Raw genomic sequence first — 8,067 nt, forward strand, 5'->3', positions numbered from 1 at the left:
ATGTCGACGGCGCGGCCTCGTCGGCGCTGCTCAAGCGATTCCTCGCGCATTTCTCGGTGCCGTCGGAAATCTACATACCCGACCGTATCTTCGAGGGGTACGGTCCCAATCCGGAAGCCATGCGCGACCTCATCTCGCGCGGCGCCAAGCTGATCGTCACCGTCGACTGCGGCACCAACAGCGCCACTTCGATCGACGCGGCCAAGCAGGCCGGCGCCGATGTCGTGGTGCTCGACCACCATCAGGTCGGCGGCCCGCTGCCGGTGGCGAATGCTGTGGTCAATCCCAACCGCGAGGACGATCTCTCGGGGCAGGGTCATCTTTGCGCCGCCGGCGTCGTCTTCCTCTGCCTGGTGCAGACGGCGAAGATCCTGCGAAGCCGGCTGCCGGAGGCCGCCCCGCCGGACCTGCTGTCGCTGCTCGACCTGGTGGCGCTGGCGACCGTCTGCGACGTGGTGCCGCTCACCGGCGTCAACCGCGCCTTCGTGGTCAAGGGGTTGCAGGTGGCGCGCCAGCAGAGAAGCGAGGGGTTGGCAGCCCTTTCCCGGGTGTCGCGCATCGGCGAGCCGATCAGCACCTTTCACCTCGCCTACCTGATCGGGCCGCGCATCAATGCCGGGGGGCGCATCGGCGATGCCGCGCTCGGCAGCCGCCTGCTTGCCACCGACGATCCGGTCGAGGCCGGCACGATCGCCGAGACGCTAGACCGGCTGAACCAGGAGCGCCAGCAGATGGAGCTGGAGATGCTGGCCGAGGCGCGCACCGAGGCCGATGCCGAGCTTGCCGGCGGCAATGGCCCGGCCATCGTCGTCACCGCCAGCCAGACCTGGCATCCGGGCATCGTCGGCCTGCTCGCCTCACGCCTCAAGGACCATGCGCGCCGGCCGGCCTTCGCCATCGCCTTCAACGCCAATGGGGTCGGCACCGGCTCGGGCCGCTCGGTGTCGGGATTCGATCTCGGCCGGCTGGTGCGCGAGGCGGCCGATGCCGGGCTGATCGTCAAGGGCGGCGGCCATGGCATGGCGGCCGGCATCACGGTGGAGCGGGCCGGGCTCGGCGCTCTCAGGGCCTTCTTCGAGGAGCGCGCGGCGGCCGACGTGTTCCGGCTGCAGGACGAGGAAAGCCTGGCGATCGATGGCGCGCTCGCCGCCGAGGGCGCGACGCTCTCCCTGCTCGATGCGCTGGAACAGGCCGGCCCGTTCGGCGCCGGCCATGTGGCGCCGGTGTTCGCGCTGCCGCGCCACTGGCTGACCGATGCGCGACCGGTCGGCACCAACCACATCCGCGCCGAGCTGCAGTCGCAAAGCGGTGGCCGCATCCAGGCGATCGCCTTTCGCGCCGTCGATACGGCACTCGGCGAATTCCTGTTCAGGAACCGGGGCAAGACGGTGCATGTCGCCGGGTCGCTGTCCGGCAATTACTGGAACGGCAACCGGACGGTGCAGTTCCGCATCACCGACGCGGCGCTTGCTTGAAAACCTGGCTGTAGCTTGAGATCAGGCCAGAACGGTCTGCAGGCGGGTCAGTTCGTTTATCTGCGCCATCGTCGCCTGGTAGCCGAGGCGGATCGCCTCGTCGGCGCGATGGAATTCGGTCAGGCCAATATGGCTGAGCTTGGGCTGCAGCGACATATCGGGCGGATCGCCGGCGAGCCTGGCGCGCGAGATCCGATCCTGGATGATGTTGAAGGCTTCGACCATGACGCCGGTGATGCCGAGCCGCGTCTGGTGCGACTGGTGCACACTGTCGGCCCTGCCGGGTCCCGGCGCGTCCTTTTCAATGACCAGTTCACCGGCGCTGTGCTTGATGACGGCGGCGCGGCCGAACAGGTCATAGTGGAGGTTGACCGCCACGACGAGCGGCTGCTCGTAGGCGCGGCAAACCGAAACCGGCACCGGGTTGACCAGCGCGCCGTCGACCAGAATGCGGCCGTTGCAATTCACCGGCTCGAACACGCCGGGCAGCGCGTAGGAGGCGCGCATAGCCGTGATCAGCGAGCCCTTGGACAGCCAGATCTCGTGGCCGGTGCGGATTTCCGAGGTGACGGCGACGAAGGGCTTCGACAAATCCTCGAAGCGGATGCCGGCCAGATGCTCGCGCAGCCTTGCGTCGAGCTTCATGCCGCCGAACAGGCCGCTGCCGCGCAGGTTGAGATCGAGGAGGCCGAAGATGCGACGCTTGGTCAGGCTGCGGGCGAATTCCTCCAACTCGTCCATCTTGCCGGCCAGGTAGCAGCCGCCAACCAGCGCGCCGATCGAGGTGCCGGCGATCATCGACACTTCGATGCCGGCCTCGTCAAGCGCGCGCAGCACGCCTATATGGGCCCAGCCGCGCGCGCAGCCACCGCCGAGTGCCAGCGAAATACCCGTCTTCTTGCCAGGCTTCTGATCGGATGCGCCGCCGGACGAGGAGGGGCCATTGGCCTCTCGAACGTCTGGTCTGCCACGTAATGACGCCCATTCGAGCATCATAATCTCCCCTTATCCCACATCCTTTCTACAGCAAGGATGTTTGAGAATAGTGAATATTAGTGGTTTGTGAATATTGAATGGTTCACACCGGCTTCCGATACGTCTGTTCCGTATCGAACAGCGGCCTGCTGCCATCGTCGGCAAGCGTTGCCTTACCGTCGATCAGCCCCACCGTCCGATAAAAGCAGGAACGTCGACCGGTGTGACAAGTTGCGTCGTGGCCCAACACTTTCACGCGAAGCCATATCGAATCCTGGTCACAATCCGTGAGCATCTCTACGACGGTCTGGACATTGCCCGAGGTCTCGCCCTTCTTCCACAGCGCGTTGCGCGAGCGCGACCAATAGTGGGCGATGCCGGTCTCCAGCGTCAGCGCCAGGGCCTCAGCATTCATGTGCGCCACCATCAGCAGCTTGCCGTCCTCGGCGTCGGTGACGACCGCGGTGACGAGGCCGGCCGCATCGAAGCGCGGGCAGAAGGCGGTGCCTTCCTCCAGTGCTTTCTTGTCCGAGGGAGCTTTCGGGAATTCCCGTGCCGACATCACCGGTCCTTGTCTTGGATGGCCGGCGAGGGCCGCTCAGGCCCCGCCGCCGCGCACCATGGTGACGAAGCGGACCTGCTCCTCGGGCGTGTCCTTGAAGACGCCGGTGAAGGTCGAGGTCAGCGTGGTGGAGCCCTGCTTGCGGATGCCGCGCATGGCCATGCACATATGCTCGGCCTCGATCATGACGGCGACGCCGCGCGGATTGAGCACGTCCTGGATGACGCCGGCGATCTGCGCCGTCATCGCTTCCTGGGTCTGCAGGCGATGGGCGAAGATGTCGACGACGCGGGCGATCTTGGAGAGGCCGACGACCTTGCCGTCGGGCAGATAGCCGACATGCGCCTTGCCGATGATCGGCACCATGTGGTGTTCGCAATGCGAGTGGAAGGTAATGTCCTTGACCAGCACGAGGTCGTCATAGCCGGCGACTTCCTCAAAGGTGCGGCCAAGTTCGTCGGCCGGGCACATGTCGTAGCCGTTGAACATTTCGCGAAACGCCTTGGTGACGCGCTTCGGCGTGTCGATCAGGCCCTCGCGGTCCGGATTGTCACCGGTCCAGCGCAACAGCGTGCGCACGGCCGCCTCGACTTCGGCTTCGCTCGGCCGGTCGGTGACGGGCTTTTCCATATAGGCGGAAGGGGGCATGAATTTCTTGATGACGGCATCCATAAAGGCGTCTCCCGTAGTTCCTCTCTCAGGAGGAACGAGTTGAACGGACCACGACCTTTCGGGTGTTAGAAACTCGCCCGGTTTCCAGCCCGTAAGCGGCGTGAACAAATTTGGGCACTGACGGCGGCGCTTGGTTGCCTTGTCGATGCCCGACTGCCAGCATTATATATGGTCGTGCCGAGCGAATGAAAGACGCATCAGCGGCAAACCCTGTTCGTTGGGCGGCGACAGATTGGAAAAAAATGATCGACGACGTCTACAATGCGAAAATCCTGGGCTTCGCCGGAAACATCGGGCGCGTCGGCCGGCTCGACCACCCCGACGCGACGGCGCGCGCGCATTCCAAACTGTGCGGTTCGACCGTCACCGTCGACCTGAAGATGGACGGCGACGTCGTCACCGATTTCGCGCATGACGTGAAGGCCTGCGCGCTCGGCCAGGCCTCGTCCTCGATCATGGCCCAGAATGTCGTCGGCGCCCACGCGGATGAGTTGCGCGCTGTGCGCGAAACCATGCTGAAGATGTTGAAGGAAAACGGCGCGCCGCCCGAAGGCCGTTTCGCCGACCTCAAATTCCTTGAGCCGGTGCGCGACTACAAGGCGCGCCATGCCTCGACCATGCTGACCTTCGATGCTGTGGTCGACGCCATCGGCCAGATCGAGAGGAAACGCGCCGGGCAGGCGGCTTAAGGATCGGGCTAGGCAGTTCTTCCGGTCACGGCGAACTCGCTTCTGATCCAGTCGGCGAACGCCTTGGCGGGTTCCGGCAGATCCCGCAAGCTCCTGGCCACCAGCCAATAGGCGCCGGAAGCAACATCGATGTCGAACGGCTTTATCAAAGTGCCTGACGCGAGTTCCTCGCCGACCTGCAAAAGATCGCCGAGCGCCACGCCGTGGCCGAGCAACGCTGCCTGCTTGGAAAGTGAGATGTCTGCCAGCATCGGACCCCGCGCGGGCACCGCGTCGGCGGGCACGCCGGCGGCCTGGAACCAGCGCGCCCAACCCTGGCGGTTCTCCTCGTGCAGCAGCGTGTAATGGCGAAGGTCGATCGGCTTTTCCAGGGGAGGGCCCGATGCCAGCAGCCCTGGCGACAGCACCGGTGAATCGACAGTCGAGGCCAGGCGCTCGGCTTCGGTGCGCGGCCATGACGTGGCGTGCGCGCTGAAACGCAAGGCGAGTTCGGGCTGGTCGCTGCGGAACTCGATCGGCCGTACATCGACTTCCAGCGACACGTCGATGTCGGGCCGCAATTGGCGAAAGCGATTGAGCCGCGGGACCAGCCATACAGCGGCTAGCGATGGTTCAACGCTGACGCGGACCACCGATTGCGCCGGCGATGCCACCAGATCCGAAAGCACCCGGTCGATGTCGTCGAAGCTTCTGACCAATTGGTCGAGCAACCGTTGCCCCGCATCCGTCAGTTCGACCCGCCGATGCAGGCGGTGAAACAACGGCTGGCGCAGGAAAGTCTCGAACTCGCGGATCTGCCGGCTGATCGCCGCCTGAGAGACATAAAGCTCCTCCGCTGCGCGGCTGAAGCTCAAATGTCGCCCGGCCGTCTCGAAGCTCCTGAGCGCTGTCAATGGCAGCCGTCCTCGTTTCATTTCGCATAACCTCAGGTTATCCGAGGAGGAAATTATACTCGTTTGAGGAGGAAGGCCAGCGGTAGTCCAATCGATGCTCAAAGGAGCACTGCGATGAACCAGCTTCTGGACATTCTCAACGAGGTCATGCGGATCGCAACATTCCAGTGGCATGGCGCAGCCACGCCGAACCGCCACCATGATCGCAGCGATCTTCCCTCTCACCATGCCAAGTGGACCGACCGGCATCCTGTCCGCCGCTCGAGGTCGTGAGGCAAAGACCATTGCGTTCCCGGCGCGAAGCCCACATCTATCGCGCAGTGAAACAGGCTGCGGAGAGATGAGCGACTATCCTGGATATACGCACGGCGCCGGGCCGACCCGGCGCGGGCGCAACTGGCCGGGACCCTGGCGCAAGACGCCGGGCCGCGTCTTCGGCACGTCGCTCGTCCGTCTCTATCAATTGACGCTGTCCGGCTTCGTCGGCAATTCCTGCCGGCATTTGCCGACCTGCTCCGAATACGCGCATGAGGCGATCGCGCGCCACGGCCTGTGGGCCGGCGGCTGGATGGGGTTTTTCCGGGTGTTGCGCTGCGGCCCGTTCGGAACACACGGCATCGACCTCGTGCCCGAGACGCTCGCCAAGCGCTACGTATGGTTCATGCCGTGGCGCTATCGGCAGATCGGCAGGAAGCGCGGCAATCCCGAAGCCTGAGCGCCCGCCAAGGAGCGGCGGCCAAAGCTTCCTTAACGATTTGGTTAGGTTAACCGCATGTTGCTGTGAACTCGCGCATTTGAGACAAAATCGAGACAAGAGGCTTGGATAAATACGCTCCTGCCGCCCTTCAGGAGAGAAACGTCATGCGCCAGATAGACCGCCTTCCGTTCGTTTTTGCCATCGTTCTCTTCCTGCTGGCCTGGCTGCTCGGGTTCCCGATGCGCGCACAGTCGGCGCCGCTCGGCGATATCGAATGCACGCTGATCCAGGATGCGGCGAGCGGCGACACACTCTATCGCGACGGTGCCTGCGACCAACGCTTCAGCCCGGCCTCTACCTTCAAGCTGCCGCTGGCGCTGATCGGCTTTGACGCCGGCATCCTCGCCGACGAACACGCGCCGAACTGGGACTACAAGCCCGAGTTCAACGCGGTGAAGCGCGACCGGAAGACGGTCGATCCGACGATCTGGGAGAGAGACTCGGTCCTGTGGTATTCGCGCGAGATTACCCGCCGGCTCGGCGCTGAAAGATTTGACGGCTATGTGTCGAAATTCGGCTACGGCAACGCTGATGTCACCGGCGATGCCGGCAAGAACGACGGCCTCACTCATTCCTGGGTGAACTCCTCGCTGGAGATATCGCCTGTCGAGCAAACCGCCTTCCTGCGCCGGCTGCTGGCCGGCAAGATGCCGGTTTCTGCCAAGGCGCATCAGATGGCGGAAGCGATCGTCCCGAGCTTCCAGGCAGGGAACTGGGCAGTGCAGGGCAAGACCGGCAGCACAAGGCTTGGCAATGGCGGCAAGGACATGCGCTCGCTCGGCTGGTTCGTCGGCTGGGCTGAAAAAGGCGAGCGCCGGATCGTCTTTGCCCGGTTGGTCGTCGGCACCAACCGCACCGACATGCCCAAGGGCTTGAAGACGCGCGCGGCGTTCTTGAAAGAGCTGCCCGGCTTGATCAAATAGGCGGAACGAGCGCTTTACGGCGCTGAAATCTACCCATAAAAGACTGCCGCCGCCGGACGCATCCGGCTTCTTGCGCATGCTCCAAACCACTGCACTTTGGGCGACATGCATTTCACCACCCGCGCTCGTTTGCGGGACTGGATAGGAGAACTCTATGCTGAATTCCGTTTCCCTGACATTTCCCGACGGCTCCGTCCGCGACTACGACGCGGCGATGACCGGCGCCGGCCTTGCCGAATCGATCTCGAAGTCGCTGGCCAAAAAGGCGGTGGCCTATGCCATCGACGGCACCGTGCGCGACCTTTCCGATCCGCTCGGCAAGCCCGGCAAGGTCGAGATCATCACCCGCGAGGATCCGCGGGCGCTGGAACTGATCCGGCACGACGCCGCGCACGTGCTGGCGGAAGCCGTGCAGGAACTGTGGCCGGGAACGCAGGTGACCATCGGGCCGGTGATCGAGAACGGATTCTACTACGACTTCGCCCGCAACGAGCCGTTCACGCCGGACGATTTCCCGGTGATCGAGAAGAAGATGCGCGAGATCATCCAGCGCAACAAGCCGTTCAGCAAGGAAGTCTGGTCGCGCGAGAAGGCGAAGAAAGTGTTTGCCGACAAGGGCGAGCGCTACAAGCTGGAACTGATCGACGCCATTCCGGACGACCAGGACCTGAAGATCTACGCGCAGGGCGACTGGTTCGACCTCTGCCGCGGTCCGCACATGGCCTCGACCGGGCAGATCGGCAATGCCTTCAAGCTGATGAAGGTCGCCGGCGCCTATTGGCGTGGTGACTCGAACAACCCGATGCTGACGCGCATCTACGGCACCGCCTGGGCCGACCAGGCGCAGCTCGACGCCTACCAGACGATGCTGGAGGAGGCCGAGAAACGCGATCACCGCAAGCTCGGCCGCGAGATGGACCTGTTCCATTTCCAGGAAGAGGGACCCGGCGTCGTCTTCTGGCACGCCAAGGGCTGGAAGATGTTCCAGAACCTGGTCAACTACATGCGCCGACGCCTCGACGAGCAGGGCTATCAGGAGGTCAACGCACCGCAGGTTCTGGACAAGAGCCTGTGGGAGACATCGGGCCACTGGGGCTGGTATCGCGACGCCATGTTCAAGG

9 protein-coding genes are annotated in these 8,067 nt (G+C 64.1%); 5 read left to right on the forward strand and 4 right to left on the reverse strand.

All coding sequences use genetic code 11. The features are described from left to right. A partial coding sequence (gene recJ / locus EN745_RS24465; RefSeq protein ID WP_127422464.1) for a single-stranded-DNA-specific exonuclease RecJ occupies positions 1–1,475 on the forward strand: 1,475 nt, incomplete at its 5' end. 21 nt (positions 1,476–1,496) lie between these two features. Here recJ and EN745_RS24470 read toward each other — a convergent pair. The 3 genes from EN745_RS24470 to folE form a co-directional block, all read right to left on the reverse strand. Continuing rightward, complete coding sequence (locus tag EN745_RS24470; RefSeq protein WP_126054251.1) at positions 1,497–2,468, reverse strand: patatin family protein; 972 nt, start codon at positions 2,466–2,468, stop codon at positions 1,497–1,499. Between the two features lie 85 nt (positions 2,469–2,553). Continuing rightward, entirely contained in the window at positions 2,554–3,012 is a 459-nt protein-coding gene (gene hisI / locus EN745_RS24475; protein ID WP_127422465.1) for a phosphoribosyl-AMP cyclohydrolase, read from the reverse strand. 36 nt (positions 3,013–3,048) lie between these two features. Next, entirely contained in the window at positions 3,049–3,684 is a 636-nt protein-coding gene (folE, locus tag EN745_RS24480; RefSeq protein ID WP_126054253.1) for a GTP cyclohydrolase I FolE, read from the reverse strand. A 242-nt stretch (positions 3,685–3,926) separates the two neighbouring features. On the opposite strand from folE, the gene EN745_RS24485 reads away from it, so the two are divergent. After that, on the forward strand, positions 3,927–4,373 hold the full coding sequence (locus EN745_RS24485) for an iron-sulfur cluster assembly scaffold protein (protein WP_126054254.1): 447 nt from the start codon (positions 3,927–3,929) through the stop codon (positions 4,371–4,373). Positions 4,374–4,381: 8 nt separating this feature from the next. Here EN745_RS24485 and EN745_RS24490 read toward each other — a convergent pair whose 3' ends face one another. Further along, complete coding sequence (locus EN745_RS24490) at positions 4,382–5,287, reverse strand: LysR substrate-binding domain-containing protein (protein WP_127422466.1); 906 nt, start codon at positions 5,285–5,287, stop codon at positions 4,382–4,384. Between the two features lie 319 nt (positions 5,288–5,606). On the opposite strand from EN745_RS24490, the gene yidD reads away from it, so the two are divergent. The 3 genes from yidD to EN745_RS24505 all read left to right on the forward strand — a co-directional run. Then, positions 5,607–5,981 carry a membrane protein insertion efficiency factor YidD gene (gene yidD, locus EN745_RS24495; RefSeq protein WP_126054256.1) on the forward strand — a complete coding sequence of 125 codons (375 nt, stop codon included), beginning with the start codon at positions 5,607–5,609 and terminating at the stop codon, positions 5,979–5,981. Positions 5,982–6,127: 146 nt separating this feature from the next. Then, complete coding sequence (gene blaOXA, locus EN745_RS24500) at positions 6,128–6,946, forward strand: class D beta-lactamase (RefSeq protein ID WP_127422467.1); 819 nt, start codon at positions 6,128–6,130, stop codon at positions 6,944–6,946. Between the two features lie 154 nt (positions 6,947–7,100). Beyond that, positions 7,101–8,067 (forward strand): threonine--tRNA ligase (locus tag EN745_RS24505; RefSeq protein WP_281034787.1); only part of this gene is annotated, 967 nt, incomplete at its 3' end.

Source organism: Mesorhizobium sp. M4A.F.Ca.ET.022.05.2.1 (genome assembly GCF_003998845.1).
In the GTDB taxonomy this organism is placed as follows: Bacteria; Pseudomonadota; Alphaproteobacteria; order Rhizobiales; family Rhizobiaceae; genus Mesorhizobium.